Origin of the sequence: Mariniradius sediminis, from assembly GCF_021491425.1 — a bacterium.
Classification (GTDB): domain Bacteria; phylum Bacteroidota; class Bacteroidia; order Cytophagales; family Cyclobacteriaceae; genus Mariniradius; species Mariniradius saccharolyticus.
Window position 1 is genome coordinate 132,469 of sequence record NZ_JAKEVZ010000013.1, and the last position, 17,752, is coordinate 150,220.

Below are 17,752 nucleotides of genomic sequence, written 5' to 3' on the forward strand. Positions count from 1 at the left end.
GATTAAATAAAAATGACAAAAGTGGCAACATTTTCCAAACATAGGGCCCATAAGATTTCCGATAGAGAGATACTCCTTCGCGACTACCGAATTGCCCAAGAAAGTAGGCAGGCTTCGTTGATGGGCAGAAAGGAAGTATTTATGGGTAAGGCGAAGTTTGGGATTTTTGGAGATGGCAAAGAACTTGCCCAATTGGCCATGGCACGCTATTTCAGGGATGGTGATTTCCGCTCGGGATACTACAGGGACCAGACCTTTATGTTTGCAATCGGTCAATCCAATGTAAGGGAATATTTTGCTCAATTGTATGCGCACACAGATGTAAACTTAGATCCTGCGTCAGGGGGAAGATTGATGAACGGTCACTTTGCGACACGTTCCTTGAACGAAGATGGTACCTGGAAGGATCTTATGAAAATGAAGAACTCGGCTGCGGATATTTCTCCAACAGCTGGCCAAATGCCCAAATTACTCGGTTTGGCATATGCTTCGAAATTGTACCGTCAGAATCCGGAGTTGAGATCCCTGACCCAATTCAGCGATAATGGCAATGAGGTAGCCTGGGGTACAATTGGCAATGCTTCTACCTCAGAGGGTATGTTTTTTGAGACAATCAATGCAGCAGGTGTGCTTCAGGTACCGATGGTTGTTTCGGTGTGGGATGACGGGTATGGTATTTCTGTACCGAATGAATACCACACGACAAAGTGTAGCATTTCGGATGTATTGAGAGGATTCCAAAGGAATGATGACCAGAAGGGTTACGAGATCTTTGTGGTGAAAGGTTGGGATGTCGAAGGTTTGGACCGCGCGTACAGCAATGCTGCACGGATAGCAAGGGAAGAACACGTCCCTGTAATCATTCACGTAATCGAAATGACCCAGCCGCAAGGGCACTCCACATCAGGTTCACATGAGAGATATAAATCCAAGGAAAGGTTGGAGTGGGAGCGTGAATACGATTGCATACTGAGGTTCCGTGATTATTTGGTTTCACATTCCATTGCCACGCACGAGGAGTTGGACAAGATTGACCAAGAAGCTAAGCAGTATGTTAAATCTGAAAAAGAGGCTGCATGGAATGCGTTTTCAAAGGAAATTAAGGGTGAGTTGAATGATGCAGTGGCGTTGATAAGGCAAGCGTCAATGGCATCGGTCCACAAAGTGCATTTGGAGCAAATGGCCGATGATCTGTCCAAAACCCTCAATCCAATTAGAAAAGATGTGATCAGCACCGCCAGGAGAGCACTATGGATGTTGCGTACAGAGCCTGAAGAAAATAAAACCCCAATTCGGACTTGGCTAAAAGACCTGTCAGAACTCAATGAAGACAGGTACAACAGCCATCTCTACAGTGAATCAGATTGTCAGGTTTCAAAAATCGACGAAATCCCCGTGCAATTCAACGTCGATTCCCCGATGGTCGACGGAAGGGAGGTTTTGCAAGCATGTTTTGACCATTTGTTGAAATCAGATCCGCGCTTCCTCGCATTCGGGGAAGATGTGGGCAAAATTGGGGATGTCAACCAAGCTTTTGCGGGTCTTCAAGCAAAATATGGAGAATCTCGCGTCACAGACACAAGTATCCGGGAATGCACCATCATCGGTCAGGGAATTGGGACTGCGCTCAGAGGCCTGAGGCCAATGGCCGAGATCCAATACCTTGACTATATCCACTATGCGTTGATGACTTTATCGGATGACCTTGCATCCTTACAATATCGGACGAAAGGTGGGCAGAAGGCTCCTGTTATCGTTAGGACTCGCGGGCATAGATTGGAAGGAGTATGGCATGCAGGTTCCCCGATGGGCATGTTGCTACATTCTTTGCGAGGAATGTTGATCTGCGTTCCAAGAAATATGACGCAGGCAGCTGGAATGTATAATACCCTTATGCGGGCAGATGAACCCGCTTTGGTGATCGAGTGCCTAAATGGTTATCGTTTGAAGGAAAAGATGCCAGCAAATATTGGCGAATTCACAGTGCCAATGGGCAAACCAGAAATCCTTAAGACGGGTAAAGATATCACCGTGGTGACCTACGGTTCTATGTGCCGAATTGTGATGGATGCTGCCAAGGATTTGCACGAAATGGGCATCGATATCGAAGTGATAGATGTTCAGACACTACTCCCTTTTGATCTGAATCATTTTATAGTTGAATCGATCAAAAAGACAAACCGTGTGATTTTTGCGGATGAAGATGTGCCAGGAGGTGCCTCCGCCTTTATGATGCAACAGGTCTTGGAGGAGCAAAAAGCATATTACTACTTAGATGCAGAGCCTGTCACAATTGCAGCGAAAGCACATCGGCCTGCCTACTCAAGTGACGGCGATTATTTTTCAAAACCATCTGTAGAAGATGTGGTGGAGAAGGCCTATCAGATCATGCACGAGGCGGACCCAAATAGATTTCCAGCTTTGTGACAAAAAAAGGTGCCCAAAAAGCACCTTTTCTATTTTCTGATCTGATTCAGTGTGACTTCGGGACTCGAGACCAAATTGCTGCGGTTTAGTGCCCGATCCTGGATTTCAACATCAATCCGAAGGGTGTCATTTCGGAAGATTGAGTTCCATCCAAATGATTGCATCGCATATAGAATACTGCCTTCTATAGGTTGGGCTCCCGTGTTATTGCTTACCCTTGGAAACCTTCCATTGAATGTTGTATAAAACGGTGCCTGTTCCCATTTGAATTCCGAGAATACGCCGTTTCTTTTGATAAAGAATCTTACGAAAATGTTGTTGTGGTTGGGGTTTTGAACCACCCACACGGTGTCCCTGACTACTGCGTTATTTATGATGGGATTGATAACCCAATCAATCGGATTGAAGGAAGGAGCTTCGGGTGGTCTCTTGCTGTAAACTATCAGATTCCCCAAATTATCTCTTTGATAGGTTACAGGTTGAAAAGGGGGATCAATTTCATTTGCATTAAGGCCCAAATCTCCCTCCGCGTCTTTGAATTTGACAGAGATGATCAGTGAGTCAACTCCGTCACTTGGGGAAAAACGAATATCCCTAAATGAAATTTCCGGGGTGGTAGGAAAATTGTCAGGTGGGGAAATACAAGATCCTACCAAAGCTAAAATACCCAAATACAGAAAATGCTTTTTTTGGTAAGCCATGTCGATTTAATTTTGCAGGAATCTTTTCGCTTTAAAATTCCAAAATTTCTGGATGACAATTAATGAAACGCTTATCTATTTTAAAAGTTTTCAAGAAAAAATCTTGAATGGAGAAGTTTTGGATTTTGAGGAAGTAGGCCTAAACCTATTCAGGTTTCAATCAGCCAACAATCCGGTTTACAAAGAGTATTTAAAGGTCCGGAAAATCAGGCCAACTGATATCAAGAAAATTGAGGAAATTCCTTTTTTGCCGATAGGTTTTTTTAAAACGCATCCTGTGGTTTCTGGACCAATTCGGCTGTTTGAGAGCTATTACTCTAGTAGTGGCACGACCGGCATGATAACGAGCAAGCACCACGTTTGGTCGTCGGAATTTTACTTGCATCATTCCCTGAATCTATTTGAAAAGGAATACGGCGGCATTGAGGACTATCACGTACTCGCATTGTTACCTTCATATTTGGAAAGAAAAGGCAGTTCACTCGTAAGTATGGCCGATTTTCTGATCAAAAAATCAAAATCGCCCCATTCAGGTTTTTACCTCTACAACCATCAAGAACTGCTCGATAAGATCGCATTGCTCAAGGAAGACTCCCGAAGGATATTGCTGCTTGGGGTAACTTTTGGACTGCTAGACCTGGCCGAATCAGGGATGACAATCCCAGAGGCCGATAACTTGATAGTCATGGAAACCGGCGGGATGAAGGGGAGAAGGAGGGAAATGATTCGCGAGGAAGTGCATGACATATACAAAATGGCATTTGGAGTGGATTCAGTTCATTCCGAATATGGAATGACGGAACTGATGTCACAAGCGTATTCAAAAGGAGAGGGAAAATATACTTTAGCCCCTACCATGCGCGTTTTCTTGAGGGATGTCAATGATCCATTTTCTCCAGCTAATCGCTCCCAAGGTGGTATCAATGTCATCGATCTCGCCAATTTTCATTCTTGTGCATTTATCGAAACGCAGGATTTGGGAAAGGTAGATACGGAAGGAAAAGTGGAGATTTTGGGGCGATTTGATAACAGCGAAATTCGCGGATGCAATTTATTGCTCAATTAATTTTGTAATCCCTTCAGAATTAAACATATTTGGCTTTAAACTTAACCCATATGAAAAGAATTGCAATTGTTGTAATGGCTATCGGCCTCCTCTCTTTGGGAGCCTGTGCCTCTAGCAAACCCTGCCCTGCCTATGCCAAGGCGCCCGTCAGTAAAGAAATCAAAGGATAAAAAATGTGCTGACCGTCAATAGTCAGCATATTTTTTCACGTCGTCCAGACTGATGGTTTTTTCACCCAAGATCACCAGTCTCTCCACCACATTTCTGAGTTCCCTTATATTCCCGGTCCAGGGAAATTCCTGTAGCTTAGCAACTGCAGCAGGGGAGATGTCTTTTTTGGCCGTGCCATACTCTTTAGCTATGTCATCCAAGAATTTTTCCACCAAAAGTGGGATATCTTCTTTTCTGTCTTTGAGCGCAGGAACTTGAATAAGGATTACACTCAATCTATGGTAAAGATCTTCCCTAAAAGTACCGTCCTCGATGGCCTTTTTGAGATCTTTATTGGTGGCTGCCAAGACACGGACGTCCACTTTGATATCCTTATCACCTCCCACACGGGTAATTTTATTTTCCTGCAATGCTCTCAGTACTTTGGACTGGGCTGATAGACTCATGTCTCCAACTTCGTCCAGAAACAAGGTGCCCTTGTCAGCTTGCTCAAATTTGCCTATCCTTTGTTTTACCGCAGAGGTAAAGGAGCCCTTTTCATGCCCAAAAAGTTCGCTCTCGATCAATTCTGCAGGGATCGCCGCGCAGTTTACGGCTACAAAAGCCTCATTTGATCGGTTGCTTTTTTGGTGGAGCCAGTGGGCGACGAGTTCTTTGCCGGTACCGTTTGGGCCGGTGATTAGCACCCTTGCGTCGGTCGGCGCAACTTTCTCAATTGTCTGTTTCACATGCTTGATCTCGGACGACTCGCCCACCATATCGAGCTTTTGGGAAAGCTTTTTTCTAAGAACCTTGGTCTCGGATACGAGATTCTTCTTTTCCAGTGCATTTCTGACTGTGAGCAGCAGCCTATTGAGGTCGGGGGGCTTTGGTACAAAATCAAAAGCACCCTTTTTGGTAGCCTCGACTGCCGTTTCGATCGAGCCATGTGCCGAGATCATGATAAATTGCGGTTGACGCTCTAATTCGGCGGCCCTTTCCAAAACTTCGAGGCCATCCATTTTCGGCATTTTGATATCGCAAAGGACAAGATCAAAGTCTTCTTCTTGCATCATTTTCAAGCCTTGTTCACCGTCTTGTGCTTCGAAAATCTTGTAGTTTTCGTACTCGAGGATTTCACGAAGCGTGGATCGGATGATTCTTTCATCATCGATAATGAGGATTTTTGACATGGTTTTGTTTTTTAAAAAAGTGCAAGCCTATAAGCCGGGTTCTGTTCCTCCTTTTTGGGGATTTACCTGCCATCTATCTAGGCGCAGGTTTACACCAGCGCTCAATCGACCTACCCGTTCCGCATCAAGGCGAGCAACCTTGTCTGGAACAAGTCCCAGGGCGGAACCTATTTGGTCTTTCAACCCATAAGGTTTACCGTGCCCCCTTCATCGCTGTCGGGGCGGTGGGCTCTTACTCCACCTTTTCACCCTTACCCCAATCCCAATTGAGATCGGGGCGGTATATTTTCTGCGGCACTGTCTGTCAGCTTGTCGTCGCCAACAAACTGCCTTCCTGTTAGGAAGTATGGCGCTCTATGTTGCCCGGACTTTCCTCTTTCCAATTCCGAAAGAATTCGGAATGGCCAGCGACAAGTCGGCTTGCACTTTGCAATGTTAATGATTTAAACTGACTATTTGTTCCTAAGTTCCGGTTTTTGGAGTCTTGTTTTTCCCGTTTTGAAATCAAAAAACCGGATTTCTGAATGGTTTCAAAATAATAACCTTCAATGAGGATTGGCGACGTCAAACGACAGAAAACATTTGAAACTGACTGTTAAATTTTAATGAAATAAATTTTAATGAAAAAAAATACGGCTGTTAAAAACAATTGTCCCCATATACTGTTTTACTTCCAAAGGCTTTATAGCTTTTCTTCATAGTGCTGGGTTGAACCGCTCCCCTTGGGGGCGGTTCTTTTCGTTATAGACCATTGTTGTTCACATCCTAGCTTGAGTAGTCCTTTATCCCTAGATTTGAAAAAAAATACGAGAATGATTTTGGTAGGCAACGCGGTTATCAGTGACGATATCAAGGAACAATTTTTTGTTTGTGATTTGGAGAAATGCAAGGGTGCTTGTTGTGTAGAAGGAGATTCGGGGGCGCCGTTGGAAGACTCAGAGACTGTAATACTGGAAGAAATCTATTCCATTGTCAAGGACTACATCACGGAAGAAGGAAGAAAGGCCATCGAAAGCCAGGGCACTTGGGTTATCGATAAGGATGGAGACAAATGCACACCTACAATTGGCGACAACCGAGAGTGTGCATATGCACTCTACGATGAAAAGGGAATCTTGAAGTGTGGGATCGAGCAGGCATACCTGGACGGAAAAATCGATTTCAAAAAACCGATCAGTTGCCATCTTTACCCAATCAGGGTCAAGAAATACGATGATTTTGAGGCACTCAATTACGATCGCTGGCATATATGCAGCCCAGCTTGCACACTTGGTAGCAAACTGGGCGTTCCTGTCTACAAGTTCCTTAAGGATGCGCTAGTCAGAAAGTATGGCGAAGACTGGTATGCGGAACTCGTTCGGGAAATTGAAGGGTAGGGAAAACCCACAGCCCTCCTAAACCTTAATGTAGATTTTTCTTTTGTCCATCACATAACCAATACACCAAATCAAAGACATGTAAGCGATGGCAAACAGGAAAGAGGCTGTCTTGGGCCCAAGCCAGCTTGTAAATAGCCCCGAGTAAATCGCACCTTTCAAGCTGTTTTCACCCACTGGAATCGTGTACATAATGTCGATTACGAGCCAAGCAAATATGTACAAAATCAATGGGTTCCTGCCAAAGACCTCGAGCGGATAAGTCCATTTATTGAACTTTTGCACTTCGATGATAAGTACCAAAAATCCGAGAACGATTAAGTCTAAGCCCACCGTCAAAAGTACGTAGGAACTCGTCCAAATCTTCTTGTTGATGGGGAATGCCAAGTCCCAAATCACGCTGAAACCGACGGCGATCAAGCCCGCCAACAGGAGCGCTTTCACGGTGCGCTTGTTGTTCCCGATTTGCTGGATAAATTTCCCGGCCAAAAAGCCTGCAATTACATTGACCACAGATGGCCAGGTACTCAAAACTCCCTCGGGGTCGAAAGGAATCCCTTCGCCTGTATAGAGGTTTTTTGCGCCAATCAACCAAAGGTCCAATTTCAAAGCCGCGTTTCCTTCCAAGGAATAAGGGTCTTCAGGATTTCCGAAGAAGTAAAGGACACCCCAATATCCCAACAGCGACAGGATACTGAAAATGATTGCACCTCTTTTTCCAATATAATACAGGACCAAGGAAGCGATCAAATAGCAAAGTGCGATCCTCTGCAAAACTCCCAAAAGCCTGACGGCAGACCAGTCAATCATACTGACACCGCCGGTTTCATTCGTCTCGAAGAACGGGAAAGCATTGAGCCCCCATCCTATGAGGAAAATCAATGCAGCACGTTTGAACACTTTTTTCAGAAATGCCCCTTGGCTCATTTTTTCCATCTTTTTCATGGAAAAGCTCATGGCGTTGCCAACGACAAACAGGAATGTCGGAAACACCAAATCCGTAATGGTAAATCCATGCCAATCGGCGTGCAGCAGAGGGGAGAATACGTTGGACCAATCGCCAGGCGTATTGACTACGATCATCAAAGCGATGGTCAATCCCCTCAATACATCGAGGGACAGGTAGCGTTCCTGCATGGGGATTCCGAGGGTGGGGGTTTGGGGCATAAATTAGATGGGGTATTTATTGTCAATTACCCTAAACATAAGGAAAAATTTTCTTGCGCGTAAAATCTGGAGGGTGAAGAATCAAATAGTAGAATATAAACCTGAAAGGAAACCAATTTCTTGAAAGAAATTCCGATTTCTCTCAAATAGCCACTGGATTCAAAATATAACGTTCTTGGCTCTTGAATTTTCGTGTTTATTTTTTAACTTGTTGATTGTTAGATTTTTGTACATTTTATTTTTCACTTCTCAATTCTTCCAAAATGAAAGATTCAGATTATTTCTCTCCTAGGCCATATGTGGTCATTTTCAAAAAAGGCGTTCTTCCCGGACTATTTGATGAACAACTGATACCAGAAGATCCGGATTCAGTTTTGGATAAGTCCAGCGAAAAAATTGGCCAGATAAACAGAAATATCGATCGATTAGCCGATGATTTTGGGGTCTTGCCTATGAATCGATTTTACACTTTCAATACTGGGTTCTCCTGTTTTTTAGATTCTGATCAATTTGCGGCGATTCAGGCGGCGAACGTTGCAGATAACATTATTTACAATTTTAATATTGAAGGGAGGCCCGTCCATCAAGGAAGGCCGGTTCACCAAGGTGATGTGGTCGATCCAACCGCGCTTAAGTATGATCCGATACATAAAACAAGTTGTGCTGTTAGGTTGGTTGGTGGACCAGTTCCATTAACTTCCAGCAATCAAAACAAGAGAATTTGGGTGCTCGATACAGGAGTTGATCACAGTAATAGTAATTTGAATGTGAAAACACAGCGTGCTATTTCATTTATTTCCAATGAGCAGCAAGCATTTCGAGATTTCAATGGACACGGGACCCATTGTGCCGCTCTCGCTGCAGGGAAAGGTAATGGTAGTAATCAACTTGGGATGAATGGTGTTTCTAAGGGTGCGCCGATAGTACCCGTAAAGGTATTGGATAGGTACGGTAACGGTTATTTCCTCAGTCTTAAGTTAGGACTTGAGCATGTTCTGTTGTATGGGCAAGCTGAAGAAGTAGTATTGATGGCCTTGGGTGCATATGATATCGCCAATTGTTCCGTCCCAGGTCAGCATTTGAATAGTTTGATTGATTTATTGGTCGCGAAAGGTTTATTTGTAGTAATGTCTGCAGGGAACCAATCTGGGGATGCCGGGATTTCATACCCCGGCTGCTATTCAGCCCCGACCAAAGCAATTACTGTTGGCGCGATTGATTTTTCTTGCACAAATTTTGGAGGGTATGCTACATATTCCAACCATGGAGATATGGTGGAATTTGTGGCTCCTGGGACAGGAGTATTTTCTGCATACATACGGGATCCTGCTTATCCGAGTGCGAACAATAGGTACGTCCAAATGACAGGCTCTTCTATGTCAGCGGCAATTGTTGCCGGGATAGTCCATGCGAAGGGAGGTTTGCCAAGAAGTCTCGGGACTGTCAGCTATCAAGGAAGAGATTATCCAGTAGCAGGTGTCTGATAGTCAATTTTGAAAAGAAATCTGGTTGCAAAATCAATTTTGTTTGGTTTGCTTCATTTTATCTATTTCACCAAAGACCTTATCCGAAAAACGGATTACCGAAATGTCTTTCAGGAGATTTTCAAAAATGATGTTTTTTCTAAGCATAATTAGATCACGCCAGCCCATTTCATATGCTTTATTTAGCATATCAAGCGAGTTTGATTTTTCTCCCTTAACTGCATACAAACAAGCGAGATTGAAATAAAACTCACCGTCTTCTGTGCCGGAGTCGATTTCTCTTTTATAGAGAGAGATTGCTTCGTCCAAGAAAATCTTGCCAACGGTGGGATTAGTCTTCATCTCCAAGAAGCTAAGATAGACCGGTGCATAACTGAAGGGGTCTTGGTTTTTGTATGGATTATAGTAAACAGATTGTTCGAGGTATTTTTTGGAGTTGACCAAGTCGTTTGTGAAAAACGCAATGATGCCTGCGGATTCGAATGTCCTGGACACTGTAGCATACTTGGTTACGTCATATTTTCCGCCTGCATCCTTGTAATCTTCCAGGAGATCCAATGTCTTCTTGACGCAAAATGCGGCACTATCCCGTTTTTCAAGCCCTAAATACGTTAGAGCAAGTTGCTCGTAGGTCATACTAGGGATTGAATGCCTGAAATCTTCGTTTATTTGAAGGGATTTTTTGAGAAATGCCAACGAATTACTGTAGTCCATCAGAAGGCGGCTAATCCAGCCGGATAGTTGAAAGGGCAAATACAATCCCGGATTTAAAGCTGCAGCTTTCGTCTGGTAATAAAGCGCACTGTCCAATTGGCCGGTTGAAAGATAGTTGGAACCCAAATTTCCGAGTGCCGGTGCAAAATTTTTGTCGATCTCGAGTGCTCGACGAAGCCATGTGTTTCCCGTTGATAGTTGGCCCTTGTAATTGAAGTAATTTGCCACCGTCTTGTATCCTTCTGCCAACCTCGGGTTTAGCGTTACCGCTTTCTCGCCAGCCCATAGGCATGAGTCGAGGTATTCCGAAGCACCTTTATGCTCCCTGAATTTCTGGCTAAAAGCATCGCCAAGTCCCGCGTACGCCAACGCAAACGTTGAATCCGAAGAAAGTGCTTTCTTGAATTCCACGATTGCGCTATCATTATGGATTTGGTTGAAAAGTTGGTAGTGCCCTTTTCCACGTAGAAAGTGGCGATTAGCTAATTCCGAAGCCGGTATTCTGTCCTGTAAATTGGCCGTTTCGGTCCCGCCCTCAAAGTTTGGAATGATGGAGGCTATTACACGCTGTGACAACAACCTTTGGAATGCAATCAGATCTTCACCCTCAAGGTCAAATGTCTCACCCCAAAGGATTTTATCTTTTCTCAATTCCAGTAGTTGGATTCGAAGTATTGCATGTCCGTTTATTTCCAACGTTTTTCCGAGCAAGAGAAAATCCACCCCAAGTTTTCTGCCATACTCTTGTGGAGTGAATTTTTTTGGGTCATATCCTTTGGTACTGAAAAATGAGATTGGTTTTAAGCCTTCGAGCTTTGAGAACCCGTTGATAATTTCATCTGCCAAACCTGCCAAAAGAATGGAATCTTTAGAATTAATTAAGTTGCCCTCAAACGGCAATACAGCAATTAGCTTTTCGCCGCTATCGGTCAATCCCTTCAGTACTTCATTGTGGTAAAATCCGAATCCCACGAGCATGAGAGTCAAAATGACCGTGCTTGCGATCATCACCCGCTTCACCCGACTGTCCAATAACTTGGACAAATCCCCGCGGCGGGGTACAGCCAATCCTTCGTTTGCCAAGGCGAAAATCTGTACGTTTTCGTCCACGTTTTTCAAGTGGAATTTACCCAAATCGACGAAAGGGAATGATGGATCATTGGCGATGTCCTCCTTGATACTCTTCGAGAAAAGGACGCTGTTGGGATGTCCAAGCGTTTGCAGACGCGATGCGATGTTCACAGCATCCCCAAACACGTCGTGCGCATCCTCTATGATTTCCCCAAAATGGACACCGATCCTGAGACTTAGTTCCTTGGATTTGAAATAGTACTGCTGCAATTCCAAAGCGGCTGCAATGGCTTCCCTGCCGGAAGGATATGAACTCAATATGCCGTCGCCCATTTCCTTGACCAACTTGCCATGGTGTTTTTTGATAACTTGCTGGTGGATGCGGACATTTCTTTTCACCATTTGGTAGGCCATCTCCTCATCCCGGCCCATCATGGCGGTATAGCCGACTATGTCCGAAAACATAATCGCGGCACAGGTTTTTCTCACTTCCGTTTTCATCTAAAAATCATCAATGATGGAAACTCACACAAACAATCGAGGTCAAAACCATGATTTTCAATCCAATGCATTAATTTAACGAAATTAAACCAACCATGTCTTTCTTTATATCAATAATATATAAATGATGCTATCAAAGCTCCTCTCATACCAAAAATGCATAGTGCTGCTGGCAATTTTCTCAGGATTGTTCGAGACGTCAGAAGCTCAGTCAAAGGGCGACTTGTCAGTCAAATGGGAACTGACCGCCAACCAACTGCAACCAAAGGAAAGCCATCAGGCAAGGTTTGTTTTGACCAACAACGGCAAGGATGCGCTGCAACCGACTTGGGAACTTTATTTCAATACGATTTTCCTTTCGATCAGACCCAAGGTGCTTACTCCAGGATTTGTCATGGAGCACCTATCTGGGGATTTTTTCAGGTTGAAACCAAAGGGAGAATTGGGTTCACTTTCGCCGGGAGATAGCCTTGAAGTCGTTTACACTTCCGATAATTTCGTGCTCAAAAACAGCCACATCCCCCACGGCCTATATTGGGTCAAGGACCCGAAAGCGAAGCCGGAAACAATCACTGACTATCGCAAGACATTGATAAAGGTCGAAGATTTGGCGAAATTGGCCGCGGGAACTCCTACGCCAATCCCAACAGATGAATTTACCTACAGGCAAAATGAATCCCTCAGCCTGCTCGAAAAATCCGATTTGCCGCCTTTTGTTCCCGTGCCAAAGTCCTACAAGTATTCCAATGGCGTCTTTACTTTCCGCTCTAATCCAAAAGTCTATATCGATCCTGCCTTTTCCGAGCTTGGGGACTATCTGGACCAAGTATTGAAAACCCACCTTGCGGGCCAAATCTCAAAAGCCTCAAAGTCAGAAGCGGACGTTTTGTTGCTGAAAAGTCCTGATTCAGCCATTCCGGAATCCTATAGACTCTCGGTTTCCAAAACCATCCGCATCGAGTCAGCAACGGTGCAGGGTGCCTTTTATGGTATCCAATCGCTCTTGGCTTTGGTTTCAGAAAAGTCGGGCAGTGATCGCTCCCAAAGTCTCAAGCTCGATTATGTCGAAATCGAGGATTGGCCGGATTTCGGTTATCGGGGTTTTTTCCTCGATATCGCCCGCAACTTCCAATCGAAAGCCGCGATCCTGAAGCTCTTGGATTTGTTGGCATTCTACAAATTGAACGTCTTCCATATCAACATGGCCAACGACGAGGCTTGGCGGATCGAGATTCCTGGATTGCCGGAACTCACCGAGGTAGGCTCCAAAAGGGGCCACACGCCCAAGGAAGTCGACAATCTTTGGCCCTACTACGGTTCCGGGCCTTTCGTTGATCAATCTCTCCATGGTACCGGATTTCTGAGCCGGGATGACTATAGGGAGATACTTCGCTATGCCAAGGCGCGCCATATCCAAGTGATACCCGAGATCGGGGTGCCGGCACATTCCAAAGCTGCAATCGTCGCGATGCGCAAGCGTTACCACGATTGGATGGCAAAAGGGGATTCCATCAAGGCCAAGGAGTATCTGTTGGAGGATTTGGGGGATCAGTCCCGGTACCTTTCCGCGCAAAACTTCAGGGACAACACCATCTGTGTCTGTCAGGAGTCTACCTATCGGTTTTATGAAAAAGTCGTCGACGAGATTCTGCTAATGTACGCCGATGCGGACATGCCCCTCCGCACCTTCCATACGGGAGGCGATGAGGTGCCACGCGGCGTTTGGACCCAATCCCCGGTCTGCACGGAATTCCTCGCCAAGCACCCCGAGATCGAGGGCACGGAAGGACTCAAAGGCTATTTCTACCGAAAAATTGCGGCCATGTTTGCCTCCAAGGGTCTGCAAGTGGCTGGCTGGGAGGAAATCGGGCAATCGCCCAAAACCGAAAATGGACAACAGATCCACGTCCCCAATCAGGAATTTGCCGACAAGGGATTCCGGGTCTATGCCTGGAATGCCGTCGCCGGCTGGGGAGGGGAGGACATGGCCTACCAACTGGCCAATGCGGGCTATGAGGTTATCGTCTGCAATTCCTCCAATTTCTACTTCGACTTGGCTTACGACATGCATCCCGACGAACCCGGGCATCAATGGTCCGGATTTGTCGACACCAAAACGGCTTGGCGCACGGTACCCTACAACCATTTTATCTCCAACGATACCGATATGTATGGCAAGCCGATCGACGTGGCAGCCCTGGCAAAAGGAAAAGTTTCCCTGAATGCCCTTGGCAGACAGCACATCAAAGGCGTGCAGGGGCAACTCTGGTCCGAAACTGTCAAAGGCCAAGCCATGATGGAGTATTACCTGCTGCCCAAGATGCTTGGATACGTCGAAAGGGCATGGAATGCCGAACCTGCCTGGAGTCTCGAGCCAGATCCCGCCATCCGCGATACCAAAAGGGAAGAGGCCTGGAATATCTTTGCCAACTTGCTGGGACAAAGGGAAATCCCGCGCTTAGCACACCTGTTCGGGGGATTCAATGTCCGCATGCCAAGACCCGGCATAATCCTCGAAAACGGACAAACCAAGACCAATATCGCTTATCCGGGATTGGGGGGGAGGTAAGATTGAGCTGGACTAGATGAAAGAAATCCGAGGGTATTGACACTGACTTACTCGGTTTAGGTTTCCAAATTTCAACGAAATGACTACAAAAAAGATATTCAAACCCAAAACAAGTTTCCTTGGAATACTTTATAAAATTTGGTGAAAGGGCTGGAAATTTACCAGGATTAGTTATTACTAACTATGGTACCGCCAAACAGTAATTTAAGTATAGCTATCGCCCAAATTATCAGGATTTTAGGATTTTGTACTTTTCAGAAACTGAAAAACACTAATTGTTAAGAAGACCCAGATATTTTCTCCTTTCATCCCTAAATCTCATCAAGTTAACTTGTTCATAAGTCCATAATGGTTCTTGTTTAATATTTGTTTCAATGTATTTTTCTTTTTTCCCTAATGCTGACAAAACATTCGTGATAAATGAAACGCATTCTAGAGGATTTTCAACAATTTGCCTCTCTGAAAACCGAATTACAATCCAATTATGATCAATAAAGAATTGATTTCTAACACTATCCCTACTTCGGTCGTGATGAATTATATCACCAGATTCCAAGGAGTATGGCTCATCAATTTCTACATCAACATACAATCCGAGATCAGAGCAAATTATAACAAAATCTGGAAGAAATGCTTTTTTCATAACTGGGGCAACATCAATCTTTACATTTGATCTAAAGGTTTCGTGAAGAAATTGTAGGAAAAAAAACTCCGTTTTACCCCGTTTTGAGCTTTTTGCTTGTTCTATACCCAAATAATAATTCTCTAGTCGTTTTTTTAAAATTCCCTTTTGAATTTCTTCCCTTTGAGTTTCAATTGAAGTCTCGATCATATTTCGTTCTATAGCTAGTTCTTTAGAGGCATTTTCAAATAATTTGTAAATCGAATCTTTATACTCGTTGAGTTTCGAAACACGTTCGTCCTCTGATCCCACCAAAACCGTATAGGAAGAGCTAATCATAATGTCATTATTTCCATTCAATAAATGGTAAACAAAATAGAAAATGGAACTTGCAAAAATTGCAATGAAGGCAACGAGCAAAAAAGGAACATTAAGAAATTCAGCGATTTCCTTGATCAACAGCCCTGCGCCGGAAAACAGCCCCAAGATAATCCCCAAAATGGAAAATATAAATATAACTACTAATAGTTCACCTAAAATTCCCAAGAAATCAATTTTTGGCTTTTCTCGAATTTCTTCATGAAATTTCGGCTTTTTGGGCAGCTTCAGCTTTCCAAAATAGAAATCATGGTTTTCCAATTCGTAGTCAATAGAATCATGTTTTAAATTTTCAATTTGTTCTAAAGTCCGAAAACTTTTTTTTTCAATTTTACTTTGTTTAAAATTTGCAACATCAATATCATAATATACATCGATCGAATGTGCTTTTTCTATCGCTTCAGGATAAGTAAGGTTTGCTTCGTCACACAAATCCAGCAAGGTAATTTCATTTGAAAGATAATTTTCAACAACTTTAGGTAACAAAACTAAAGGATATGATTGATCTGGGATTAGAATGTTGTATCTCATTTTTTGTCTCTTATTGACAGTCAAATATGTGTGTTATATGTATTTCATTAGAATTTTTTCCATTACATGGTGCTTGACCCATCTTGAGACTAAGAAAATTCCCCATGTGTTTTCTCCGTCTATATTTACAGCATTTGCGGTTTTATTATTTTTCCTCTAGTTGTGAAACGAATCCAAAATCTTTTGGGTATGACTTGCGCGGAATTTAAAGATTGTCTCGATTTGGACCTTAGTCGCAAGAAAGATTTTCTTTTTATAAGTTGGTATTTAGAAAAAAAGAGTCCGAAAAGTACCACAATTAGATATCACTGTGAATTACCAATCATGGGCATTAGGTTTAACCATTAGCCTAGACCATCCTTTTCCCAACGTTGTGTACCAAAAAGGTATTTTGTTTCGGCTCAAATACTAATTCTATTCTTCAATTTGACCTTCACGATTACTTCGAATCCTCATGATGGTTCCCTTCTGTTCTTCCACTAGAAATTCCATACAGTAAGGAATTTTTTCTTTCAGAAACAACTTCCTTTCTTGGGAAATATAAGCTGTGTTGTCGACGGCATTTACCAACCCATCAATATTGATAAGCTGATCTTCATACGGACCGATTCGAAAGGTTGGGCCCAGGTTTCGGGCTACATATCGACCATTTTTTACATCACAACAGAGAAAATTTCTACGTGCAATTTGTGGGCATATTCGATCATAGCTCATTATTGTTTGATTCTTTCCTCCCAATGCTCCGCGTTTTTGCTTAAGTGGCGTTTTTTTGTCGTATTCTTCTCGTCTTCCAAAAATCAGGATGAAGTGGGGGTGAAATGTCAACTCGCGGAGTTCTTGAGGAATCGAAAAGTCTTGGTAAAATTTCAGGATGTTTTCCGGACTAGTAAATATCGTTTGCCATTCCTCAAGTTGATGTTTGGCTTGATTAAAGTCACTTGTGGGCGTTCCATCCTTTTTAAAATATTTCTTCTCGGGAGCCTCTATTTCTACAAATACAGGAGTGAAGAAAATACTGTCTGACGCTAACCACAAAAAATCAGGAACTCGATCGAAAAGACCACTGACCTTTGGCTGTCGGATTAAAGCGTTCAAATATGGGCCATGTCCCGAGGGACCAATACCGGAAAATTCATCCCTCGCTCCAGGTACAAAACAGGGATTCAATTCGAAAAATTTTTGAAATACTTGTTCATTTCCAGGACTTTCAAGCAATAGCTTGTTGAAATCAGCTACCGCCTGCCTAAGGTATTCCTTTTCGTCTGGAATGGGTGGCGCATGATTAGTGAATTCGTAAACCATCTATAACAGGTCGTTTTTTTATGAAAATAATGTTTACACTTTAAATCTAAAGGCGGCAATTACAGCCTAAACCATCCCTTACCATCTCCTAAGATAATAGATTTCAATCATAAGCTGAAAATTGAAAACTTGGATTTTGGGTTTTTTCTGTAAAAATGTATTGGAGGGATTTGGGCAGAAAAGTACAGTGATTAGCGCTTTGGCTGTGTTTCCTTTAAATCCAGTCTAGCTTTTGACTGACTGGAGAAAGCAGAATCGCGACAAATCCTGCTTCTGGACAAGAAGGATAGCTTCCTCACCATTTCCCTGTTTCTTGCTTCTTCTCAGCTCTTGTTTCTTGGCTCTTGCCTCTTGTGTCTCGCCTCTCGTTCTATGTCACGTCCTGAATTTAGTTGACACTTTTTTCATTGTTTTTCTTTTGTTTTCAATCCTCTTAAATGCTTCAAAGTCCAAGCGGTGAAACCAGTCAAGGCCGACGCGTAGCGGCGTTCATATAGCCT

11 protein-coding genes and 1 other RNA gene are annotated in these 17,752 nt (G+C 43.6%); 5 read left to right on the forward strand and 7 right to left on the reverse strand.

Features of this window, described 5'->3' with window-relative positions; all coding sequences use genetic code 11:
- Window positions 1-12: 12 nt before the first annotated feature.
- A complete protein-coding gene (locus tag L0U89_RS16240; RefSeq protein WP_234862478.1) occupies window positions 13-2,427 on the forward strand; it encodes an alpha-ketoacid dehydrogenase subunit alpha/beta in 2,415 nt (804 codons plus the stop codon).
- A 29-nt stretch (window positions 2,428-2,456) separates the two neighbouring features.
- Here L0U89_RS16240 and L0U89_RS16245 read toward each other — a convergent pair whose 3' ends face one another.
- Window positions 2,457-3,128, reverse strand: coding sequence for a hypothetical protein (locus L0U89_RS16245; protein WP_234862479.1), 672 nt, complete (start codon window positions 3,126-3,128; stop codon window positions 2,457-2,459).
- A gap of 52 nt (window positions 3,129-3,180) precedes the next feature.
- Here L0U89_RS16245 and L0U89_RS16250 point away from each other — a divergent pair, with 52 nt between their 5' ends.
- The gene (locus L0U89_RS16250; protein ID WP_234862480.1) at window positions 3,181-4,194 is read left to right on the forward strand and encodes an acyl-CoA synthetase family protein; all 1,014 of its coding nucleotides are present in this window, start codon (window positions 3,181-3,183) and stop codon (window positions 4,192-4,194) included.
- A gap of 185 nt (window positions 4,195-4,379) precedes the next feature.
- Here L0U89_RS16250 and L0U89_RS16255 read toward each other — a convergent pair whose 3' ends face one another.
- Both L0U89_RS16255 and rnpB read right to left on the reverse strand, forming a co-directional pair.
- Window positions 4,380-5,537, reverse strand: a complete 1,158-nt coding sequence (locus L0U89_RS16255) for a sigma-54-dependent transcriptional regulator (protein WP_234862481.1) — start codon at window positions 5,535-5,537, stop codon at window positions 4,380-4,382.
- Between the two features lie 14 nt (window positions 5,538-5,551).
- Window positions 5,552-5,964, reverse strand: an RNA gene (gene rnpB, locus L0U89_RS16260) — RNase P RNA component class A.
- Between the two features lie 385 nt (window positions 5,965-6,349).
- Here rnpB and L0U89_RS16265 point away from each other — a divergent pair.
- The gene (locus L0U89_RS16265) at window positions 6,350-6,913 is read left to right on the forward strand and encodes a DUF3109 family protein (protein ID WP_234862482.1); all 564 of its coding nucleotides are present in this window, start codon (window positions 6,350-6,352) and stop codon (window positions 6,911-6,913) included.
- An 18-nt stretch (window positions 6,914-6,931) separates the two neighbouring features.
- Here L0U89_RS16265 and L0U89_RS16270 read toward each other — a convergent pair whose 3' ends face one another.
- Complete coding sequence (locus L0U89_RS16270; RefSeq protein ID WP_234862483.1) at window positions 6,932-8,080, reverse strand: acyltransferase family protein; 1,149 nt, start codon at window positions 8,078-8,080, stop codon at window positions 6,932-6,934.
- Window positions 8,081-8,343: 263 nt separating this feature from the next.
- On the opposite strand from L0U89_RS16270, the gene L0U89_RS16275 reads away from it, so the two are divergent.
- Window positions 8,344-9,564: a S8 family peptidase gene (locus tag L0U89_RS16275; protein WP_234862484.1), complete on the forward strand. Its 1,221-nt coding sequence runs from the start codon at window positions 8,344-8,346 to the stop codon at window positions 9,562-9,564.
- A 33-nt stretch (window positions 9,565-9,597) separates the two neighbouring features.
- Here L0U89_RS16275 and L0U89_RS16280 read toward each other — a convergent pair whose 3' ends face one another.
- The gene (locus L0U89_RS16280) at window positions 9,598-11,850 is read right to left on the reverse strand and encodes an adenylate/guanylate cyclase domain-containing protein (RefSeq protein ID WP_234862485.1); all 2,253 of its coding nucleotides are present in this window, start codon (window positions 11,848-11,850) and stop codon (window positions 9,598-9,600) included.
- Between the two features lie 124 nt (window positions 11,851-11,974).
- On the opposite strand from L0U89_RS16280, the gene L0U89_RS16285 reads away from it, so the two are divergent.
- Complete coding sequence (locus tag L0U89_RS16285) at window positions 11,975-14,419, forward strand: family 20 glycosylhydrolase (protein WP_234862486.1); 2,445 nt, start codon at window positions 11,975-11,977, stop codon at window positions 14,417-14,419.
- A gap of 271 nt (window positions 14,420-14,690) precedes the next feature.
- On the opposite strand, the gene L0U89_RS16290 is transcribed toward L0U89_RS16285, so the two are convergent.
- Together L0U89_RS16290 and L0U89_RS16295 are read right to left on the reverse strand one after the other, a co-directional pair.
- Window positions 14,691-15,950 carry a putative endonuclease domain-containing protein gene (locus L0U89_RS16290; RefSeq protein ID WP_234862487.1) on the reverse strand — a complete coding sequence of 420 codons (1,260 nt, stop codon included), beginning with the start codon at window positions 15,948-15,950 and terminating at the stop codon, window positions 14,691-14,693.
- Window positions 15,951-16,364: 414 nt separating this feature from the next.
- Window positions 16,365-17,252: a Shedu anti-phage system protein SduA domain-containing protein gene (locus tag L0U89_RS16295; protein ID WP_234862488.1), complete on the reverse strand. Its 888-nt coding sequence runs from the start codon at window positions 17,250-17,252 to the stop codon at window positions 16,365-16,367.
- Window positions 17,253-17,752 lie beyond the last annotated feature (500 nt).